Genomic DNA, 22,366 nt, shown 5'->3' with positions numbered 1-22,366 from the left:
CTACCAAGAGAATCCGCATAGGGCAGATTTTATTCTTAGTAACCTGGATTTTGCACCAAAGCCTTGTCTATTAATGTTTCTCCTACTGGAATTGGTAATAAAAGGCGATTGGCATCAGTCACATTAAAGACCTGTGCAGCACGACCCGTACGCACAATATCGAACCAGCGATGCGGCTCTAAGGCAAATTCTACACGTCGTTCGTTTTCGATTGTCAACAGAAGTGCATCTTTAGTTGTTGCAGTAGCAGCTGCAATACCGGCACGGTCACGAATAGCGTTCAAATCGGCAAGGCCATCAGTTATTTTTTCTTGGTTGGCACGAGCCTCTGCTCGAATCAAGTAGATTTCTGCGATACGAAAAACGAAAGTTGGGTCAGTTGCTGGCGTGCGGTAATACAAATTTCCGTACCAACGATTCTGATTATCTTTTGCTATGAGTGTGCTACGTCCGCCTCCTACTTTTGGGTCATTCAAGAGAGCAACAATTGCATCATTTGGAGCCCATTGGCGTGTTCCGCCGTTAGTCTGTGGTTGCCATTGTCCACGGTGCGTATTAGTTTCGTTGGCACTGTAAAATATCTCAAAAACTGATTCTTGTGTGCCTCTTGCATCATTTGCAAAAAAGGCATTATATGGTTTTACAAGTCTGTAATTGGTATCTGTAATCAATTTTGAAGCATATTCTTCAGCTTTTGCCCATTCTTTTAGGTATAAATGCAAGCGAGAACGTAAGGCCCAAACAGTTTTTCGAGTAGCTCGATAGCGGTCGGTTGTAGCTGGCAATAATGGCTCGGCCGTTTCAAGGTCTTTCAAAACCAAAGCGTAAGTTTCAGCTTGTGAACTTCTGCTTATTCCACTGTTTTCGGTCGGATTTGCCGTTGGTTTCGTTATCAAAGGCACGCCACCCCAAGTACGAGCCAAATCGAAATAAGACAAAGCACGAATAAAATATGCTTCACCCACTAATTGATTTTTTAGAGCATCGGTCAAAAGTGGGTCAGTTACGGTCGGAACTTTCGCAATGACATTATTTGCTCGATTGATGGTACGATAGATGGCCGTCCAAGCACTACCAATCGTCGAGTTATCGGCGTTGACTTTTTTATTGATAAATTCCTGCACTTGCGATTGCGAACCTGTCCATTGAATATTATCGCCAGTCAGATAACCGATTGATTGAAAGGTTGTTCCGTAATAACTACCATTGCTCAGTGCCGAATAAACGCCTCGGAGGGCAGTTTCTGCCGAAGTTTTATCGAAAATTGTTTGAGTATCCGAAATTGATTCTAAAGGCTGTACATCTAAAAATTTATTGCACGAAACTGTTGATGTAAGTAAACCTATGGATAGTATATACTTTAATGTTCTCATTATTCTATTGATTTAATTTTTTCAAAAAATTGACCTTGAATTAGAATGTCAAACTTAAACCAGCTTGAAAACTACGTGGTTGCGGAGGCGTTCCTAAGTCAATACCTTGTGCGTTTTGGTCGCTACTCGCACTCGACTCAGGGTCAAGACCCGTATATTTTGTCAATAAGAAGAGATTCGTACCATTTACATACAATTTCAAAGCATCGGCTTTTAATTTATTGGCGATTGCTTTCGGGAAGTTATAGACCAGATTTAAGCTACGAAGACGCAAGAATGAGCCATCTTCCAGCCAACGGCTACCGCCATCACGGTAATTATTTACGTTTACACCGTCAGGTCTTGGTACGTCCGTAATATCACCAGGCTTTTGCCATCTGGCATTATTGCTCGCAAAAATCACACGTGCAGCGTCTCTGGCTCCACCACCTTCACCAAAAAATTTATTATGGTTATATATTTTATTACCATATTGGAAAGCCAAGAAAGCAGAAAGCTCAAAACCTTTATAACTTACATTATTGGTTAGTCCACCAAAGAATTTTGGCCAAATACTGCCCACAATTTGGCGGTCAGCTACCGTAATTTGTCCATCTTTGTTTACATCTTCATACACTACATTTCCAGTTTCAGGATTCACCGAAAGTTGTTTATACACCCAAAACGAATAAAGAGGCGTACCTTGTTGTTGTAAAATCAAATCACGGCTACCATAGCGAAGCGGGTTTTCGAGTTTTTCGATTTTATTGATATTTTGTGCAACATTGAAGCTGGTTGTCCATTTCAAACCTGCTCTTTCGTAGTTGATTGTATTGATATTCAACTCAAAACCTTTATTGCTGATTTCTGCTGCATTGCTCCAATAGTTAGCAAAACCAGTAGTGCTTGGCAATGCCAACTGCAATAGCCCATCACGGGTATATTTTGTGTAATAGTTAATCTCGAAAGAAACTTTACTGTTGAACAACGAAGCATCTAAACCAACATTAAATTGATTGGTGCGTTCCCATTTCAAATCTGGATTGGCCAACTGTTGCGGAGCAATACCTGGACTTCCTTGATACGGAGCTCCACCTGTCCAAAGTCCTTGGGCAGCAAAGTTGCCGATACCATTTTGATTTCCAACAATTCCATAACTGGCTCTTAATTTTAAATCAGAAATTAACCCAACATCTTTCAAGAAACTTTCTTGCTTCAGTCTCCAAGCTGCTCCCACTGCTGGGAAATATCCCCATTTGCGGTCAGAACCGAATCTTGAAGAACCATCAGCTCTTATGCTAAAGTTAACCAAATATTTTCCATCAAAACCATAATCTGCTTTGGCAAAGAATGAAGCAAGATTGCTTTTGCTCCAACTTTGTGTACTGGTTGTTGTAGCAGCAGACGAAATGATTTTGAATGAATTATTGGCAAAACCACGACCTTCAGCGTAAGTTCTTGTCAAAACATCGCTTTGAAGCGTATTTCCTACCACCACTCCGAGCGAATGTTTTTTGCCAATTTTCTGACGATAAGTTAATGTTTGTTCATTCAATAAAGAAGTAAATTGGCTAATTGAAGAAGTGGCCAAACCACCTTGAGCTCCCAAGAGTAAGAAGGTATTCCAGTATTCTGATTCATTGTAGTTGTTATAATCAGCACCCCAACTTGAACGTAATTTTAAGTTTGGTAATAATTCTGCTTCGGCGTATAAATTACCGATATAACGCAAACTGGTTGAGTTTACATCATAATTATTAAGTAAAAGAGTTAAGTTATCAAACCCAGCACGACCAACTAATACTCCGTTTTCGGTCGGAGAAAGATAAGTTGGTGTATGCAAAGCAGCTTGTAATAGCCCCCCTTGTGGGCCATCACCCGCACGTGCCTGATTGCGATACGTGCGACTGAATGAATTACTTACCCCAATCTGTACTCTATCATTGATTTTTTGGTCGAGATTTACTTTGAAACTCGCTCTATCAAATGTAATAGGTTTCAAAATTGCTTCCTGAGAATTGAAGCCTCCACCAATGTAGTATTTGGTCGTTTTTGTGCCACCAACCAACGAAATATCGTAGCTTTGAAGCGTTGCCGTGCGGAATGCTTCGCTCAGACGGTCATAGGTTTGTTGTTCTTCTGGCAATCCACGTCCACCTTCTGATACTGGTCTGAATGGTCGATTAGCAAAGGTTCTATTCAAAGATGGTGTATCTTTACCTGTATTAATCCACCATTCGTTTACAAGTTGAGCGTGTTCGGGGCCAGTGGTTAGTTCCCACAATTTGATTGCTTTTGCTTGTCCATAGCTTACGTTGAAGTTTACTTTCGGAGCTTGCTCGAAATTTCCTCTTTTGGTAGTAATCAAAATAACACCGTTTGCTCCACGAGAGCCGTAGAGAGCCGTTGCTTCGGCATCTTTCAATACTTCAATACTTTGAATATCAGCAGGGTTTAGGTCGGCAATCGGAGAAGTTGCTTTGCCACCAGTTCCGATGGTTTGAAGACTATTACTATTGATAAATACGCCATCAACTACATAAAGTGGGTCATTATCGGCATTGATTGAAGTTGCTCCACGCACTCTGACGTTTACAGTTTCGCCAGGAACGCCAGTAGGCGAAGAAATTTGTACACCCGAAACTTTTCCTTGTAATTGTGCATCAATACTACCTACAGGAATGGCGTTTACTTCGAGCGGATTTACTTTTGTGATTGAGCCAATCAAGTTTTTGCGTTCTTGTGTGCCATAGCCCACAACCACAATTTCACTTAATTGCTTGGCATTGGTTTGTAACGAAATCGAGATTGAACTTGTAGTTGCCAAAACCTCTTTTAGTTCGTAGCCAATGTAATTGACAATCAGCGTGTAAGGTAATTTTTGACCTGTTTTGAAGTAAAATTTTCCCTCAGCATCTGTAATTACACCGTGAGTCGTTCCTTTAATCTGCACCGAAGCACCAATGAGTGGTTCGTTTGTTTTTTCATCTAAAACCCTCCCCGAAAGCGTGGAGTTAATCGTGGCATCTGCATTCTGAGCTATAATTACCGACGGAATTAGTAAAATAGCCAATAAAAACTGTACAAGTAGCTTTTTTTTCATTTACTTTGTAATGGTTAATTTAAAAAATAAGGTACTGGGACGATTGCACCGCAATCTCCTGAATCATTCCGCAATGAGCCTTTTTTTGACCAGCCACTCTTGTTCCAGCAAGAGTGGCATCTTTTGGCTTTATATATTTACTGTTTGTGTGCCTTAATCAAGTGTTGCAAACGATTGCTCGATGTCTGCTTTAATATCCTCAATGTGTTCAATTCCCAACGAAACCCTCAAAGCCGTTGGTTCTACTCCTGCCGATTTCTGCTCTGTTTCTGAAAGCTGCGAGTGAGTAGTTGAAGCTGGATGAATAATCAAAGTTTTCGAGTCGCCTACATTAGCTAAGTGGCTGATTAACTGTAAGTTATTAACAAATTTCTCAGCTCGTTGTTTATCTCCTTTTAGTTCAAAAGACAATACACCGCCGTAGCCTCTTTCAAAGTATTTCTTAGCCAAATGATGGTGCGGGCTGCTTTCTAAACCTAAATAATTAACACTTTTTACTTGTGGATGATTTTGCAACCACGTCGCCAAACTTAGTGCATTTTCGTTGGTTCTTTCGATTCTCAAAGAAAGTGTTTCAAGACCTTGCAATAACAAAAACGAATTGAACGGACTCTGTGCTGGACCCCAATCACGCAGACCTTCAACTCTTGCACGAATAATAAATTGAATGTTTCCGAATGGCCCACCAACACCAAAAACATCATTCAGCACCAAACCATGATAACTCGGCGAAGGCGATGTAAACTGTGGATATTTGCCATTTCCCCAGTTAAATTTACCTGAATCGACAATCACACCACCGATGGTTGTGCCGTGACCGCCAATCCATTTAGTAGCAGATTCTACTACAATATGAGCTCCGTGTTCGATTGGACGAACAATTGCCCCACCAGCACCAAAAGTATTGTCAACGATGATTGGTAAATCATATTTTTCGGCCAGTTTTGCAAATGCTTCAAAATCAGGCACGGCAAAACCAGGGTTTCCGATTGATTCTAAATAGATAAATTTCGTTTTTTCATCAATCAGTTTTTCAAAATTCTCTACTTTATCATCGGCCGAAAAACGTGCTTCTACACCAATATTTTTGAAAGAATTTTTAAATTGATTGTACGAGCCACCGTACAAATAAGGCGTCGTAACGAAGTTATCGCCAACGGTTGTAATATTATTAATGGCTATAAATTGAGCCGCATGACCCGAACCAACTGCCAAAGCAGCCACACCGCCTTCGAGAGCCGCAATGCGTTTCTCGAAAACATCGCTCGTTGGGTTCATGATGCGGGTATATATGTTGCCGAACTCTTTTAGTGCAAAAAGATTAGCACCGTGTTCGGCGTTATTAAATACATAAGAAGTTGTTTGATAAATCGGCACCGCTCTTGCATTGGTGGTTGGGTCGGCGGTTTGCCCTGCGTGAAGTTGAAGCGTTTCGAATCTCATTTTGTTTGTCGTTTATTTGTTGTATAATTATTTTGGTTGAATATGCTTGCTATTAATACCGATAGACAGTTCCAAAGAAGATGATGAATAGACAACCACCGAATATTCAAGCAACTCGATGGAAACCGTCATATCTGGTATTTATTCTGTTTGTTCGGTTAGATAAATTAGTTCATGGTTGATGGTCAACAGTTGCTTTTAACTTTGTTTCATTAAAAAATCTCTTGAGTACTAACCTTAAATTTCTAATATTTGTGAATAATATTTTGTTATTATTAATCTATAAAATCCATAGACAAAGTAAATTATTTAATTTTCTTATTCCTAAAAAAAGAAAAACTTTGTTTATATTTTCTTTAAAAAGTACAAATATTTATGGTATTTATCAAAAACAAAGAAACGAATAAAAATTTAATAATCAGCGACTTATGCGTTTATTTGAAATAAAAGACCTAAAAATGATTAGGCCTTTTATTGTTTCCGTCAAATTAATTTATTGTATCTCAATCGGTTACAATAAACCCACTGATTATCTATCAATACACAACGCTCTCTGATTGAACTGTGTGTAAATCCTTCACTAAAAAACGTTTCTTTTCTTGTTTAAAAACCTTTGCGATTGCTCGTACGGCAGTGTCAATTTCAAACAATGAATTGTACTTTGAAAAAGAAAACCTGACGTTTTCGCCATCTGATTTTGGGTATAATGCACTGATAACGTGCGAACCTCCTTTCGACAAATTCAAGCAAGCACTGCCGCTCGAAACATGGATTCCTTGTTCGTCGAGTATATTTTGTAAAAGTCTATTATTAGGTAAAACTGGAAAACGAGCGTTAAGAATGTTTGGCACACTTTTGCTCAGTGATTCACTTTCGCCATTAAATTCAAACTCCTCTAAATCTAAGCGTTTTAGTCCACTGATAAGTCGTTCTTTCAAAGTTTGGTTATGTTTATGCACTTTTTCGATATTGCTGTTCGCAATTTCAAGGGCTTTTGCAAACCCCACAATACTGGCTACATTTTCGGTGCCACCTCGATAGCCTCTTTCTTGACCTCCTCCGTGCAGCAATGAATGTAAATTGGTTCGTTTGCGGGCAAATAAAAAACCGACACCTTTTGGGCCATGTATTTTATGTCCCGACCCAACCGCAAAATCAACGCCATTTGAATTTAGTTGAACGGGGAATTTACCAAGACTTTGCACAATGTCAGAATGTATAATTCCTCTGTATATTTTGGCAAGTTCGCTTACTTCTTCGATGTTTGTGATATTCCCGATTTCGTTGTTGACGTGCATTAAACTTACCAAAGAGCGGGGGTTTTCGACCAGTAGTTGCTCCAAATGATTTAGATTGATATTGCCTTTTCGGTCGAGATTCACGAAGCTTAATTTTATTTTATTTTTATAAAAATGCTCGGTAAAAGTCTCCAAAATTGACTTATGCTCAATGGCACTCGTAATAATGTGTTTGATACGATAGGCCTCTAAAGAACTCGAAATTGCCCAATTATTAGCTTCAGTTGCTCCCGAAGTAAAGAAAATCTCTTCGGGCAATACATCTAAAATATCGGCAATAGTTCGGCGAGAAGTCTCAATAGCTTCATGTACTTTTCGGCCCAAACTATGGTTTGATGATGGATTTCCGTAATACCTATATAGATAGGGCATCATTACGTTTAGAACTTCAGAATCTATGGCGGTTGTGGCTGCGTTGTCTAAATAGATATTCATTATTTGTTTAATAGGTTTTTAGTTAATTGATGAAGTGTATGTGAGTTAGTTTTTTAGAAATAATGTGGTTGATAAGATTATGGTAGGATTCAAGTGTTTTCGAACCCTACCTAATTCTGTCATCACTATTCAACCTAATTTCAAGTATTAAACTTTAGAACACTTTACAATGCTGATGTCAGATTTATATCTAATTCAAAATCGTCGTAAATAAATTTGTCTCCCAAGTTATCAAAGAAGCTTTTCGAGCCATATTTGATACCAAAATCAGTGCGATTAATGGTAATTTTGGCCTTTGCGGTAGCTTTCTTGCTATCAATCGTAACTACTGCTGGGAATTTAATCTCTTTGGTCACGCCTTTGATGGTCAATTTTCCAGCGATTTCGTAGTTTTCTTTGTCTTTCGGAGTAGCCGAAGTAATTACAAAAGTTGATTTCGGAAATTTATCGGCTGCAAAGAAGTCATCTCCTTTCAGGTGTCCAACGAGTTTTGCATTGCCATCTTTGTCTGTAATATCGGTTACTGTAATTGACTTCAAATCAATATCAAAAGCTCCACCCTTTAGTTTTGTACCATCTACAATTAGGCTACCACTGCTTATGTCGATATTCCCCCAATGTTCGCCAGTAAATTTCTTGCCTTTCCACACTAATTTTGAATTTTGTGTATCCACTTTTAAGGTCTTATTACCTTTCGATTTGTCGAAACCCATCGCAAATGATGATACAAACCATACGCTAAAAAGGGCTAATTGTGCTAATTTTTTCATGATTTTCTTTGGTTTTATTATAAATGATTTGATTTTTTCGATGTTTAACTTTCCTGCAAAATGCTAAAGTTGAATGTGTATGGACAGCACTTTCTTACCGAGCAAAAATGCACAGCTGATAGTCCATAATTCGACAAGTGGAAAAAGGAATTCTTAATGCGATGTTGAAAACAATTTCAACAACAGCATTGTGAAGCAGGGTAAAAACGATTGCTTAAACGATGAGCGAGTTTTTCGCCAACAAAAGAGAGAGATGACAATACCACCATTGTCTGGGAATTGAATCTAAAATTTTTCATGTGTTTTTTATTTGGTTTGATTTATCTGTTTAGGAATTGGCACCTTACTGGTGGTTAGCAGGTTGCCAGAAGTTCGTCGAGCCTAATCTCTTTCTTCGTTCTTAATAAATCTATTAATCTACTTATTCGATAGACAAAGATACTTTATGAAAACGTAATATCCAAACTTTTTTTTCTTTTTTTACAGTAACGTCTCAATTAAGACGTTACTGTGGTTTGGTAGATGTCGTACCAATCTTGTTGGCTGAGTTTTATTTGTGCCGCACTGGCAGCATTTTTTATGCGAGTTTCGGACAAAGACCCAATAATTGGCAAAGTTCCTAACTGAATGAGCCACGCAACGGCCGTTTGCTCAATATTGGCATCGTATTTTTTGCTGATACTTTCGAGTTTTGCTTTCAATACTGCTGCTTTTCCTTCTTTTCCTTCAAAAATTTCTCCGCCCGCCAATGGAGCCCAAGCCAATGGTTTACTAAAACTTTGTTTGATAAAATCAACCCGACCGTCTTCGATGGCCGTTGTATTCATCACGTTTAGCTCGATATGGTTCGTTACGATTGGAATGGTCAGATAAGACGCCAAAAGTTTGTGTTGAAAAACATTGAAATTAGCTACTCCAATATGATTTACTTTTCCTGAATTCACCACTTCGGCCAAAGCCATTGCAGTTTGCTCAGGGTCGGCCAGTACGTCGCTTTGATTCAATAAAAATATGTCAATATAGTCGGTTTTTAGTTTTTTGAGTGAATTATCGACACTCTCTACGATGTAATCTCTTGAATTATCGAAATAAAAACCTTTACCGTTATCTGATTTTCGGATACCACATTTGCTAAATAGTACGATGTCTTCTCTACGAAAACTTTTGCTGGCTATTACTTTTCCGAAATGCTCTTCAATCGTAAAATCTCCGTAAATATCTGCGTGGTCGAAGGTATTAATGCCCAGTTCTAAACATAAATTGACGATTTGTTCCATTTTTTGTGTGGTCTGAGAACCCAAATTCTCCCATCTCCAAAACCCATAAATTGCTTCTGATACTTTTGGACCCGAATCGCTCAAATAAACTTTTTTCATACGTTGCTGTTCTGTAAAATGTATTTTTGGTTAAAATAAGGTTAGTTTAAATATATTTTGGGTGATTTCGGATGTGAGATTGAAATAAATCTGGGTAAATCAATGATAAATTTACCCAGAATGAATTAGTTCAACAAAATCACGTAAATCACGTAATCGCATTTTTAGATGAGGGTTTTCTTCCCACCATAGATAAATCTTAAATAAGCAATTTTTGCTTTAGAAACTACATCGTAATCAACGGCCAGGATTATCAACGAGATGAGCGATAAAACCGAAATAGTTATCTGTGGAAAATACCAAATTAGTGGCAAAGCAATGATAGCAATTCGCACGAATTCGATGTAAAATACCCATCGGCGTTGCTCCAAAATTGCTCCACAATTAATCAGTGTGGCTATGATTGTTAGTGCAAAAATGGTCTGTAAAAACGCATTGATGTAATGCTCAAACAGTAAAAAGGTAAAGAGTGTGACGAGCATCAGCCCCATCTGAATCAACACATATTGCTTAAATTTATTGGAATGAGTTTTTACTTTATGTTTCGATAAAAGTTTGCTCTCTACGATTGCTCTTGCATTTGGGTCGAAATTGCTTGGTGAACCAAAAATAATTTTCAATTTATTCAGAAAGCCTTTTGTTTTAGAAACCGAATAGGCAATTTCAACCAAAAAATGAAAATGTTGCCATAAAAAGCTCTTGCTTTCTAATTGTTTGGTTAAACCATAGATTGGCGTTTCTGTCTTTTCAGCAAAAGTGCCAAAAAGTTTATCCCAAATGATAAGCATATCGCCGTAGTTTTTATCTAAATACACTTCGTTGCTTGCGTGATGCACACCATGATGTGTAGGCGTAACGAAAATGTATTCGAGAATCCCGAGTCGGCCAATGAGCTGGGTATGGGTGAAGAATGGGTAAATTCCATGAATAATCAACAAAACACTAATCATGTGCGGTGGAAAACCAATGATTGGCAGAATCGACCAAAAGAGTGTACGAACTACCGCCTGAAAAATTGTGATACGAGCAGCCGCCGAATAATTAAATTCTTCGCTTGAATGATGCACTACGTGAAACCCCCAAAAAAGATTAATTTCATGCCCGAAACGGTGATACCAATACCATACAAAATCGGTTGCCAATAATAAGACAATCCACAGTAAAATGCTCGGTTTTATGTCGAAAATGGCAAAATTATCGTGCAAATAAACATAAAAAAAATAAAATCCACCCGCTGTAAAAGCATCAATCAGACGCTCAGCGATACCAACATTCAGATTAGCCATTGTGGTGCTAAACGAGTATAAACTTTTGCCTTTTTTCTTAGAAATATAGTATTCTAAAAGTATAAAAAAGAAGAAAAAAGGCACTGCGAAGGCCATTATGTTGAGTTTCATAAAGTGACTTGTAAGTTATATTGTTGATAGTGTTAGTTCTTATATAATTAAATCATGATAAAACGCACTTACCTCATCCTAAAACTTTCTGTTTATCATCAATTCTTAGTTGGTGAGTATTGAATACGTGCGAGTATGGACTTACACTTTTTGTCAGAAAAACACTTCCACCGATGACACTATTACGGCCGATAACCGTTTTACCGCCCAAGATGGTTGTTCGGGCATAAATTATTACGTTGTCTTCTACTGTTGGGTGGCGTTTTACTTCGGCCAATTCTTTGGCGACTTGTAAAGCACCGAGCGTAACTCCTTGATAGATAGATACATTATTGCCAATTTGAGCAGTTGCTCCAATTACGATTCCTGTACTATGGTCAATCATAAACGGTACACCAATTTGTGCATTTGGATGAATATCCGTTCCTGTATTTCGGTGAGCGAATTCGCTCAAGATACGAGGTAAAACAGGTACTTCAAGCCTTACCAGTTCGTGAGCGATACGATAAACCGTAATGGCATAAAAACCTGGATATGAAACAATTACTTCATTAATACTTGTAGCTGCGGGGTCAAATTCGTAAATTTTAGTAGCGTCGAGTCGGAGGTTATTATAAATATTTTCCAGTTCATCATAAAAAGCATTCGTAACTCCCTCAATATCAAATACTTTTGGGTCTAAATAACTCAATAAAATATTCTCTAAATCAATTTGATTTTTCTTCAGGATTCCCTCGTAAGAAGTCTGTTTTGGCAAATGATTACTCGGAAACAAAAACTGTATGAGGTCATTGAGCCAAACAATCGCATCGTGCGTAGAAGGAGTTGCTTCCCATTCTGCATTGTGCGTCTTACGGAGTAAATTGATAAAATTTTTATATTTCATTGAAGTCAAAATTTTTCTATTAATATATTAAATCCATAGATTAATATCCAAAAGTTCTCAAAATAAAGTAGAATCGGCGATGATTCTACTTTATAACGTGTATCAATCAGTTTCGATGTCCACTTTTGAGTCGATGTAGTACAGACACAAGGGTATCAACATCTGAACAAGTATTATAAAAAGCCAGTGACGGTCTAACGGTTGTCTCCAGACCCATTCTTCTTAAAATTGGTTGGGCACAATGATGGCCAGTTCGCACAGCAATTCCCTCTTGATTGAGTGCTTGTCCTACCTGGTCATTGGTATAACCCTGTAATGTAAACGAAAGTACCCTTGCTTTATTGGCAGCCGTACCTATCAAACGCAAACCTGGTACTTGTTTGAGCAAATGAGTGGCGTATTCGAGTAAATAATGCTCGTATTGACCAATCACATCCATCCCGATTCGGGTTACGTAGTCAATAGCTGCACCCAATCCAACGGCATCTGCAATATTTCCTGTGCCTGCCTCAAAGCGATTCGGAGCATTGTGATACTTGATATGCTCAAACGTTACGTCTTGAATCATATTCCCACCACCTTGCCACGGCTCAGTTGCATTCAGAATGTCCTCTTTGCCGTAAAGTACACCAATTCCCGTTGGTCCAAATACCTTATGACCTGAAAAAACAAAGAAATCAGCATTTAAATCTCGTACATCTACTCGCATGTGCGAAACCGACTGAGCTCCGTCAACTAAAGCTTTCGCACCCGCAGCGTGAGCCATTTCAACAATTTGCTTGGCAGGTGTAATAGTACCAAGAGCATTTGAAACTTGCGTAAACGACACCAGTTTAGTACGAGGATTCAATAATTTTGAATATTCATCCAACAAAATTTGTCCGTCATCATCTACTGGAATGACTCTTAATTTCAAGCCTTTTCTATCGGCCAAGCGTTTCCACGGCACAATATTGGCGTGATGTTCGAGATTACTAACAATGATTTCATCACCCGCTACTAAGTTTTGTTCGCCCCAACTTTGTGCTACTAAATTGATAGCCTCGGTTGCTCCACGCACAAAAATGATTTCGTTTATCGAACCTGCATTCAGAAAATGTTGAACCTTCTGACGAGCTGCCTCGTAAGCATCGGTTGCACGAGCAGCAAGTTCGTGAGCAGCACGGTGAATATTAGAATTTTCGTGTTCGTAAAAATAACTTATTCGGTCAATAACTTGCTTTGGTTTTTGGGTTGTAGCGGCATTATCTAACCAAATGAGTGGCTTCCCATTGACTCTTTCAGCAAGAATTGGGAAGTCTTTTTTTATCAAATTTGCATCGAAAGTGCTTCCTGTTGCCGACTTTTTCAATTCGGTTGATGTATCAGGAAATCTTTCGTTCAAGAAATAATAAGTTGGTTTTGCATCCCCTACTCTATCTTGATACAAATGCGTATAAGTTGGCTTTGGTTCGTGACTGCCTAGATGATTTCCACTGATACTTTTCAGAATCTCGTTTAAATTGAGGTGTTCAAAAAGTAATGGCAAATGGAATTCATTATTTATACCACCATTTGTACCTTTTTTAAGGTTTGAGTCTGGAAAACTCGTATCTGGTGAATCTATGTTGAAGTTATCTCCATGATTCAAATATGATGGAGAAGCTCCACTTCCTGCCACTGAACTCGGTACTTGCCCGCCGAAAGAACTATATTCAGAAGTGCTATTTGGATGATTTGCCAAAGGATTCTCTAAAATTCCGAAGTTAATATCCAATTCTTTTCCATAGCTCAGCACCGAAGGCGATATACCTAAACCACTTATCGGACTACTTGATATTGTTGGACTTGCCAGCGGAGCAATTCCACTTTGAGCAAGGTGCGTATCATGCGGAACATTTCCCTGAGAAAATCCATCTAACAGATTTCCTGCAAAAGCTTTGGCTCTTGGATGCTCGGTTGGGTTAAGTGAAAACTCCTTGGGGGCTCCATTGGGTAATGCCTTAAATAATTGATTAGCAAAGTCTTGCAGTGAATCAATATCAGGTAAACCCGATGGAACGCCACCTGATTGATTATAAATATTTGTATTCATGGTATTTGCCGATTTCTACATCTTCAAGAACCGCAATGGCATCATCTACCAAAACAGCCAATGAGCAATAGAGTGAAACTAAATAAGAAGCAATGGCTTTTTCGTTGATACCCATAAAACGAACCGATAATCCTGGAGATTGTTCGCCTTGTAAGCCAGGTTGAAAAAGTCCCACTACACCTTGTCGGCTTTCACCAGTGCGGAGTAAAATAATTTTTGATTTTCCATCAACAATTGGCAATTTATCAGATGGAATGAGTGGAATACCTCTCCATGTTAGGAACTGGGAACCAAACAAAGAAATTGTTGGTGGTGGCACACCACGACGAGTACACTCACGACCAAAAGCGGCAATCGCTTGTGGGTGTAGCAAGAAGAAACCAGGTTCTTTCCATACTTTGGTAATTAGCTCGTCTAAATCATCTGGAGTTGGAGCTCCAGTACGAGCTTTAATAATTTGCGATGGTGCAACACTGTGCAAAAGTCCGTATTCTTTATTATTGATAAGTTCGCTTTCTTGGCGTTCTTTAATGGTTTCTATCGACAAGCGAAGTTGTTCGCCGATTTGGTTGTATGGTTTGCTATATAAATCTGAAACACGGGTATGAACATCAACAATCGTTTGTACGGCAGCCAAATTATACTCACGTGGGTCGTCGATGTAATCTACGAACGTTTGTGGTAAAACTCTTTCATCACGAGCTGAGCAATCAACCTCAATGGCAGTACCATCTTTTACTTTATTGAGACGATAAACACCAGATTCAACGGGTATCCAGTTGAGTAGTTTTGTCAACCAACGAGGTGTAATAGTCACCATTTGTGGCACTGTTCTGGTTGCAATCGCCAGTTGCCTTGCCGCTACATCACCGAGTGCTGTTTGCTGGGTGTTTTTATTAAGATTTGCCATTTAAAAAACGTTTAATTGTTTGAATTTATTTAGAGGAATTATAAAATATCAGCCAATGTCATGTTTTCATAGACACTCAAATTGGCATCTCGTACTTGCATCATCAAGGGTCTTATCTTGCATTTTTCTTCGCTCACACAATCGTCGCATTTTCCGTAGAAGTGCAATGAAACGCACAATGTTGGGGCAATTGGCCCATCAATCAATCTTATCAGTTTGGCTATTACGATTTGGCTTGGGTGGGTATTCAGAAAATATCCACCATTTTTTCCTTGCGTGCTACTCAATATTCCTGCTCTACGCAAATCGTGCAAGATTGTTTCTAAGAATTTTTTAGGTAAATTATCTTCGGCTGCTATATCACCAAGAGTCAATGATGATTTGGCTTCGTAGTTCTTTGCCAAAACACTTAGTGCTTTTAAGGCATATTTAGCTTTTTTGGTAATCATACCTTTAAGTTTTTTGAAGTGTAATATGCTGGTTTAAAATGGAGTTTTAGTCTTTCTGAAAGATTAATTCTCGGAGGAGTGATTTGCCTTGAGTCCACGCTCCGAGGTCAGAATCACTATTGATATGGCCTTTTGTGCCAATATTTATAAATTTACTTCCCCAATAGTCGGCCATTTTTTGTGCTTTGTCTATTGGACAGTAATTATCGTTGGTGCTGCCAACAACCACGCTTTTGAAGGCAAGTTTGGTTTTAGGTACTGGTGCAAATGAATTTAATTTGGCATTATCAAATTCTTCCACATCAGGTGGTGCTACAAGCAATGCTCCTAAGATATGGGCATTCGTATCAAATTGTTGAGCGTAATGAGCCACTGTCATACAGCCCAAACTATGGGCAACCAAAACAATTGGTTCTTTGATGTTTTCAATCGTCTTTTTAAGACCAACAACCCACTTATCTTTTTCTGGATTATCCCAGTCTTCTTGAGCAACCCTCACAAAGTTTGATGGGTTCTGTTCTTCCCAAAGGGTTTGCCAGTGCCAATCATCAGAATTATTCAAACCAGGCACATTGATAAATTTTATTTGAGTATCTAACATGGCCGTAAAAGTTTTGAAAGTATTGATTGTAAGAAACCTCACAACCAATACTTTGTTTATCTTCCATTAAAACGAATATCGAAGCGTTGTTCCGTAAGTACGAGGGTCGCCTAAGATACCGGCGTACTGACCTGCACTACCCGGAGCAGCCAATAATTGCTCGAAGTAGTCTTTGTTGGCGAGGTTTCTACCCCAAACAAATAAAGAGATTCCGTTTGATGCTCTGAAACCAACACGACTGTTTAGTAATGAATAACCGTCAATATTCAAGAATTGAGAAGGTGATGGACTTGATGAGAATTCCGAACGGAAATATACATCAACAGCTGCAAAGTAATTTCCTTTCAAACCTAATAGACTTCCTTTGGTTGTTGCTTCTACACCAAACGACCCTGACCATTTTGAAATACCTGGCAAACGTCCACCCGATACATCTTTAAATGCTTGAGCTCCACCAACTTCTTCTAAAGGCACTGGTGCATTCGTGAATGAAACGTATTTACCATCTGTATAAGCCAAAGCTCCGTTGAATGTAAAGTGATTGCTGATTCTGATATTTCCGTCAACTTCAACACCTCTTACACGAACCTTCTCAGCATTGGCTAAGTATCCACGGTTTACACCTGGTTCTGGTGTTTGTACTTGCGTTTGGTAATCTTTGATTTCATCATCGAAGAATACTACATTTAAGATTGAGTTAGACGTTGGTTTTGTTTTTACACCAACTTCAATGTGTTTCACAAATTCTGGTTTCACTTTTGCGAGGTCAATCAATACCTGTCCGTTGGCAGTTGGCAAACCTCCGATGTTGATACCAATTGGCTTATAGCTCGAAGCAAAAGTTGCATAGGCGTTGATGTTCTTGTTTGCCTTATATTGCAAAGTCAACTGACCAGAGAAATTACCATTTGTTGCTTCTGTATCAAATGCTTGGTTGGTGTAAACTGCATTTTTCAATGCGATTAGAGCTGCGTCAGTTGTTTGGAGTCCACCGTAAGTTTCTCTTTTATAATTCGCTACTTTTTTGTCGTAGTTATATCTTACACCTGGCAAAAGGTGTATTTTTTCAGTAATTGCCCAGTCTATTTGGCTAAATGCGGCTAAACTTGTACTTTGGATACGGTTGGTAGTACGAATACCGAAATTATCAAATAAACCAGGTGTTTTCCATAACGCACTTGTTGAACTTTGAGCAAAACGCCATTGTGCCGAACCCGCTTCTTCGGTTTGAACTGGGTCTGAGTTCAAATCTTGCCACAAACCAAACAAACCTACTACCCCACTTACTTTTGAAGAAACTTTTCCTGAATATCTAATTTCTTGTGACCATTGCTCATGTTTTGAGTTACCCGATGAAATAGTGAAGATTGGTAAACCAGTATAATCACGGTCATTCAACGGAGTCCATTGCCAATAACGCCATGCAGAAGTTGAAGTCAAAGTACCGTTACCAATTTTAATATCAGCATTTACAGAAGCTCCACCCAATTGGTTGTCGGCTTTTGATGGTGTATCTAAATCAACAATTCTCTCGAATGGGCTACTGTAAGGCAGTGTATAGTTTAAATCTTTGATGATTGCATTGAATTGGCGATAAGCCGCACGTTTGGTAGTAACTACTCCCGCTACTGGCCAGCCATAACCGTTTGGCTTTTGGTCGGTTACATCGGCAATAAATGTGATTTTGATTTTATCAGTTGGCGTATATAATAGTTGACCTCTGAAACCAAGGTTATTAATATCGTTTTGGTGTTGTTGAGTCTTGATATTGTATAATAAACCATCACGTTGTGTACCTGAGAAAGAGATTCTTGCTGCTAATTTTTTAGTTAACCCTCCCGAAAGTGAACCTTTTGCTTGAATGTATCCATAATTACCGTAGCTCAATTCAAAGCTGGCAGTTGGGTCGAAGCTTGCTTCACGAGTCGTGATATTAAATGCCCCAGCAGTTGTGTTTTTACCAAATAATGTACCTTGTGGGCCACGCAAAACTTCTACACGGTCGATGTCAACAAAGTCAAGAGCAGTGGCTGCGGGACGTGCATAATATACACCATCTACATAGAAACCTACACCTGGGTCGATACCGTCATTGGTCAAACCAAAAGTTGAACCTAAACCACGAATATTAAGTGTTGTATTACGAGCGTTTGACGCATATAGTTGAACAGTAGGAACGAGTTCTTTCAAACGGTTTACATTAAACGCCCCAGCATCTTCGGCAGTTGTGCCACGAATTACCGAAATCGGAATCGGAATATCTTGTACTGCTTCTTGACGACGGCGAGAAGAAACTACCACATCGGCCAATTTATTTACATCTTGCTCAAGTTTGATTTCAACTTTGCTTTCGGTGATTACGATTTCTCTTTTTATATACCCAACGTAAGAAACGATTACTGTAAAAGGTAGTTTCTGACCAGTAATCAAGGCAAACTCTCCGTTTGCGTCGGTGTTCGCTCCATTAGTAGTACCTTTAATCGAAACTGTTGCTCCAATGAGGGCTTCGTTGGTAATGGCATCAATTACTTTACCCGATACCGTAGCATTGATAATGGGTTTGTCTTGTGCAGAACTGATAAATGGCAAAAGGATTGCTCCCAGAATAACTATTGAATTTAGAATTTTTTTCATTAATTTTAGTTGTTTAATGCAAAATAAAGTCTTGGCAGTCAATCGAAAGATTACTGTCGGAGTCATTTAGCGGTGATATTATTTGAGTTAAACTTGACCAGTTTGGTGGCAGCCAGACTGGTTTTTTGTTTCATTATTTTAGTTTTTAACAGATAATTTTCAGATTCATACTTTGTGTTTTTATTTGATAACACAAATATATATAATCCATATAATCTATCAAATTGATAGATTAATAATTTATAAAATTCTTTTGTTTATTATATACATTCTTGAAATAAATCAAATTTGGAGAAAATCAGGACAAATAGATTTAGAAAAGAATTAGGTAGTGGATAAATTGGGATAGCAATTTATTAATCTAATACCTTACATTAAGTCGGTATTTTTATATTATGCTTAATACTAAATAAGTGCCTTAAATTACTTGGACTAAGGTTATTCACTCCCGCAATAATTTCATTCAAAAAAGGATTAACTTAAAGATTTTTCAAATTAACCCAGAATAAAACACTTGTGAAAAACACAACGTGCCTCTACCCTGCTCCATTCTCTAAGTTTCAGACACTGTCCAAAATAAGAATACTTATTCCAAATACTGCTCCAAATCTTTTATTACCTTCTTAGTATGAACCGTATGATAGGGGCTTCGAAGATGATAAATTGTATCATAAAAACAACTATCAGGATAGACCGAATCAATAGGGGAATTAATTATTTTTGTTTTTAAACTTTTTTTGTATTGCTGATGTAAATCTTCTATTGCTTCTGGACTTAGTTTGTATTGACTTTCCGCCAAACAAGGAAAAACAAAATACACTTTAGCTCCTTTACTTTCCATCAACTCAACAAACTTATTTATTTTGGTTATACTCTCAGAATAACTCTTTCTTGCAATAGGTCCTCCATCATTGAGGGGTAAATGCGATACTAACCTTAGCTCTTCTCTTATGTTGCCATTTTTGTTAAATGCTTTTCTACTATAAGCCACGTCATCAATATGATTATCATTTGATAATACCTTTAAAAGTAGGTATTTGCGAAGCTCTCTAAAAATATATTTACAATTGGCCTTTAAATCTTCAAGTACATTTGGAAACTCAATATATTTTTTGGCAGGTGGATATAATTCCGCCAAAAACAACTTGATATTATCATCGCCTTCATTTAAAAAATATTCAATTGAAAGTAGAACCACATCACCTTTCTTTATATCTTCTTTTACTTCATTTAGCATAAAACTAAGCCCTAAACTCGCTGCTAAAGCCATGTTTTGTACAGGCATTTTTAACTCTTGTTCCATGTATGGACTATTAAAGCCAAACATAACATTAGAGCCACCAATCAATATCAACTTTGGCGAAGGAAGGTCGTTCAAGCGTTTATGCTTGTCAATAATAGCTCCTGCCATTGTTTGAGAGCCTATTAGAAACTCTTTTGCTCTGACATATCTGAAAGCCGAATAAAAACTAAGAGTAACAAAAAGGGTAATAAGAGTACTTTTTATAAAAAATTGTCTCATATTCTAAAATTGAAAGTAAATAAATTGTGCTGGTTTCTCGAACGCTCCAAAGAGTAAAATCCACGAAATTAATAAGCAGTAAAGCCCCCATCTTAGCCATTTGTTTTGGGTTGATAGATAACTACGAATACTTAGATTTCGTTGAAAGTAATGCACAATTTCCATCAATACTAAAGATAAAACTGTAACTAAAAATAGTTGTTTTGATTCACCCAAAAGAATATTATTCCTTACAAAATCAACATTTTTTAGTGAATTTAGAGAAATATTACTGAATAAATGAGTGATAATATACTTGGCATCAGCAAAGGTTCTGGCTCTAAAAAATACCCAACAAAAATCGACTAATATGAATACAATAAGGATATGAATAATTTTCGCGACTAAATTATTGGCTTTGAGATGAAGTGTAGGTAAGAATCTTTCTCGTAAACGAGCCAATACTAAGAGTAAGCCATGTAAAGCTCCCCAAATAATAAAATTCCAACTTGCCCCATGCCATAGACCACTCACCATAAATACAATAAACAAGTTGAATAATTGTCTGTAGTAAGGAACTCGACTTCCACCTAAAGGAATATACAGGTAATCTCGAAACCATGTAGAGAGTGAAATATGCCAACGACGCCAAAACTCGGAGATTGACTTTGAAAAATACGGTCTGTCAAAGTTTTGCATTAATTTAAAACCCATTACTTGTGCAGAACCAAGTGCAATATCGGAATACCCAGAAAAGTCACAATAAATTTGAAATGCAAAAAAAACAGTTGCAATAATCAAGGGTAAGCCTTCGTATTGAGTCGGATTGTTGTAAACTTTATCCACCATTATGGCCAAGTGGTCGCCAACAACTACTTTCTTGAACATCCCCCATGCCATCAATTTTAGCCCATTCGTTACATTCTCGTATGAAAAATGGTGTTTTATATGAAATTGATAAAGTACGTTTTGTGGTCTTTCGATAGGCCCTGCCACCAACTGAGGGTAAAACATAACGTACAAAGCATAAATGCCAAAATGCCTTTCGGCTTTTTGATTACCTCGATATACTTCTATCGTATAACTCATCGCTTGAAATGTATGAAACGATAAGCCTATAGGTAATAAAATAGATAAATATGGTAAAAATGGACTCGGAGCAAAGGAATTAATATTTTCAATAAAGAAATTGTAGTATTTGAAAATCGCCAAAACCCCAATATTGGCAATTAGGCTTATTATCAAAAATGTTTTACGCTTATACCCAACTGCATTTTCTATAAAAATTCCAGCAAAGTAATCTATTACAATCGTAAATCCCAGAATAAGAATATAAACGGGTTTGAAAAACATGTAGAAATAACAACTCGCCGACAACAACCAAAACCACCTAAATTTGTGCGGAATAACAAAGTAACCAGCCGTAACGACAATAAAAAAAATGATAAACTCTACTGAATTGAAAAGCATTAAGACTCGTTGATTGGGAATGAATTATGCTGCAAATTAAGAAGTTTTGGCCTAATTGTAAAGATTTCTGGAGAAGAAAATGGATTAGTAAAGAATTTGTTAGTTTTTTGAATTATTCAAATCTGTCTTTTACTTTTATTAAATTTCACCAAAATTATAAAAAACTTTTTGTAAAAGCCTGTGTTGATTCAGTTGTATTTTCTTATTGTATGCAATCCTGCTTAGGATTATTATCAATTACGATTACTTTGTTTGCTCCTATACATAACATATAAATTAGTTACGAATTATTCTATTTAATCACTGGTTTAGTCAATACTTGCAAAGTTAAATAGTGGCAAAACATGGACGAGTATGATTTGGTGTGCCATTTGGCGTATAATGCTCCCGTAGTTTTGCTTGAAAACCGAGCCAAAAGGCTGTAAAATCACCCGATTATGAAACTGTACAACGCTAAAGCCCAAGCCCTCATTCAAGCATTGCTTAATAAATACACCGAGCGTGGTATTACCCAAATAGAAGATACCACCGACCTACAAGCCAACCCGATTGCCGAAAAGGGAACTGAACTACTATAGAACTCGTGAAACTATTTGGCAATAAAACTAATTATTACGCCATGCTTCAACAACTCAAAAAAGCCTTGTATAACGAAGCAGCTTAAACC

The 22,366-nt window shown here is 37.8% G+C and carries 16 protein-coding genes and 1 riboswitch; of the genes, 1 reads left to right on the top strand and 15 read right to left on the bottom strand.

What is annotated here, in order from left to right; all coding sequences use genetic code 11:
* Window positions 1-35: 35 nt before the first annotated feature.
* From IEX65_RS18195 to IEX65_RS18125, 15 genes are all read right to left on the bottom strand, one after another.
* Entirely contained in the window at window positions 36-1,373 is a 1,338-nt protein-coding gene (locus tag IEX65_RS18195) for a RagB/SusD family nutrient uptake outer membrane protein (protein ID WP_188767967.1), read from the bottom strand.
* A gap of 40 nt (window positions 1,374-1,413) precedes the next feature.
* Window positions 1,414-4,455, bottom strand: a complete 3,042-nt coding sequence (locus tag IEX65_RS18190) for a SusC/RagA family TonB-linked outer membrane protein (RefSeq protein WP_188767965.1) — start codon at window positions 4,453-4,455, stop codon at window positions 1,414-1,416.
* A gap of 153 nt (window positions 4,456-4,608) precedes the next feature.
* Window positions 4,609-5,898, bottom strand: a complete 1,290-nt coding sequence (locus tag IEX65_RS18185) for an O-acetylhomoserine aminocarboxypropyltransferase/cysteine synthase family protein (RefSeq protein ID WP_188767962.1) — start codon at window positions 5,896-5,898, stop codon at window positions 4,609-4,611.
* A 536-nt stretch (window positions 5,899-6,434) separates the two neighbouring features.
* Complete coding sequence (locus IEX65_RS18180) at window positions 6,435-7,631, bottom strand: cysteine desulfurase family protein (protein ID WP_229250754.1); 1,197 nt, start codon at window positions 7,629-7,631, stop codon at window positions 6,435-6,437.
* A 164-nt stretch (window positions 7,632-7,795) separates the two neighbouring features.
* Window positions 7,796-8,401, bottom strand: coding sequence for a YceI family protein (locus IEX65_RS18175; protein ID WP_188767961.1), 606 nt, complete (start codon window positions 8,399-8,401; stop codon window positions 7,796-7,798).
* A 317-nt stretch (window positions 8,402-8,718) separates the two neighbouring features.
* A riboswitch (SAM riboswitch) is annotated at window positions 8,719-8,811 on the bottom strand.
* A gap of 87 nt (window positions 8,812-8,898) precedes the next feature.
* A complete protein-coding gene (locus tag IEX65_RS18170) occupies window positions 8,899-9,777 on the bottom strand; it encodes an aldo/keto reductase (protein WP_188767959.1) in 879 nt (292 codons plus the stop codon).
* 164 nt (window positions 9,778-9,941) lie between these two features.
* The gene (locus IEX65_RS18165) at window positions 9,942-11,174 is read right to left on the bottom strand and encodes a sterol desaturase family protein (RefSeq protein ID WP_188767957.1); all 1,233 of its coding nucleotides are present in this window, start codon (window positions 11,172-11,174) and stop codon (window positions 9,942-9,944) included.
* Between the two features lie 73 nt (window positions 11,175-11,247).
* Complete coding sequence (locus tag IEX65_RS18160; RefSeq protein WP_188767955.1) at window positions 11,248-12,060, bottom strand: serine O-acetyltransferase; 813 nt, start codon at window positions 12,058-12,060, stop codon at window positions 11,248-11,250.
* Window positions 12,061-12,166: 106 nt separating this feature from the next.
* Window positions 12,167-14,134, bottom strand: a complete 1,968-nt coding sequence (locus tag IEX65_RS18155) for a family 2A encapsulin nanocompartment cargo protein cysteine desulfurase (RefSeq protein ID WP_188767953.1) — start codon at window positions 14,132-14,134, stop codon at window positions 12,167-12,169.
* Window positions 14,115-15,044, bottom strand: coding sequence for a family 2A encapsulin nanocompartment shell protein (locus IEX65_RS18150; protein WP_188767952.1), 930 nt, complete (start codon window positions 15,042-15,044; stop codon window positions 14,115-14,117). The genes IEX65_RS18155 and IEX65_RS18150 overlap by 20 nt, the downstream gene beginning before the upstream one ends.
* A gap of 38 nt (window positions 15,045-15,082) precedes the next feature.
* Window positions 15,083-15,493, bottom strand: a complete 411-nt coding sequence (locus tag IEX65_RS18145; protein WP_188767951.1) for an RrF2 family transcriptional regulator — start codon at window positions 15,491-15,493, stop codon at window positions 15,083-15,085.
* A 46-nt stretch (window positions 15,494-15,539) separates the two neighbouring features.
* Window positions 15,540-16,094: an RBBP9/YdeN family alpha/beta hydrolase gene (locus tag IEX65_RS18140; RefSeq protein WP_188767950.1), complete on the bottom strand. Its 555-nt coding sequence runs from the start codon at window positions 16,092-16,094 to the stop codon at window positions 15,540-15,542.
* A gap of 66 nt (window positions 16,095-16,160) precedes the next feature.
* Window positions 16,161-18,728, bottom strand: a complete 2,568-nt coding sequence (locus tag IEX65_RS18135) for a TonB-dependent receptor (protein WP_188767949.1) — start codon at window positions 18,726-18,728, stop codon at window positions 16,161-16,163.
* Window positions 18,729-19,314: 586 nt separating this feature from the next.
* Window positions 19,315-20,139: a hypothetical protein gene (locus IEX65_RS18130; protein WP_188767948.1), complete on the bottom strand. Its 825-nt coding sequence runs from the start codon at window positions 20,137-20,139 to the stop codon at window positions 19,315-19,317.
* Between the two features lie 114 nt (window positions 20,140-20,253).
* Window positions 20,254-21,699, bottom strand: coding sequence for an MBOAT family O-acyltransferase (locus IEX65_RS18125; RefSeq protein WP_188767947.1), 1,446 nt, complete (start codon window positions 21,697-21,699; stop codon window positions 20,254-20,256).
* Window positions 21,700-22,136: 437 nt separating this feature from the next.
* On the opposite strand from IEX65_RS18125, the gene IEX65_RS18120 reads away from it, so the two are divergent.
* Complete coding sequence (locus IEX65_RS18120; RefSeq protein ID WP_188767944.1) at window positions 22,137-22,277, top strand: hypothetical protein; 141 nt, start codon at window positions 22,137-22,139, stop codon at window positions 22,275-22,277.
* Window positions 22,278-22,366: the final 89 nt, after the last annotated feature.

This window comes from Emticicia aquatilis (assembly GCF_014644295.1).
Classification (GTDB): domain Bacteria; phylum Bacteroidota; class Bacteroidia; order Cytophagales; family Spirosomataceae; genus Emticicia; species Emticicia aquatilis.
Note: the sequence above shows the minus strand (reverse complement) of the source record. Positions and strands in the feature narration are given on the sequence as shown.